Source organism: Pararcticibacter amylolyticus (assembly GCF_003130405.1).
Lineage (GTDB): Bacteria > Bacteroidota > Bacteroidia > Sphingobacteriales > Sphingobacteriaceae > Arcticibacter > Arcticibacter amylolyticus.
Genome location: NZ_QEAS01000114.1, coordinates 1 through 446, shown reverse-complemented (window position 1 = coordinate 446; position 446 = coordinate 1). Strand labels below are relative to the sequence as shown.

At 52.9% G+C, this 446-nt stretch carries 1 protein-coding gene; it reads right to left on the bottom strand.

The annotated features are described in order from the left end of the window. Positions 1-446 (bottom strand): Ig-like domain-containing protein (locus DDR33_RS25315; RefSeq protein WP_202913858.1); only part of this gene is annotated, 446 nt, incomplete at both ends.

Genomic DNA, 446 nt, shown 5'->3' with positions numbered 1-446 from the left:
CCTGCGATATCGGTAGCTTTTACGGTTACTATGTGACCGCCCTCTGCTAATGCAGGGTTGATTACAAGTTCCCAGTGACCGTTCTGGTCGGCGTAGACAGGGCCATAAGGCTTGCCGTCGATCACCACTTCTATCTTGGTGCCTGGTTCAGCGGTGCCGCTGAAGGTTGGAGTTGTCGTGTTGGTTGCTGAACCGTTACCGCCTGGTACTGTCGGCGGCTCAGGTGTTACCGGCTTATCAGTCTTGATCGTGATGGTTGTTCCGGCACTTTCGCTGACGTTGCCTGCAATGTCAGTTGCTTTTACAGTGACGGTATGATCGCCTTCACCCAGTTCTTCGCTAAGGGTTATTTCCCAATGTCCGTTCTGGTCGGCATAGACAGGACCATAAGGCTTGCCATCGATGACGATTTCGATCTTAGTTCCTGGTTCAGCGGTGCCGCTGAA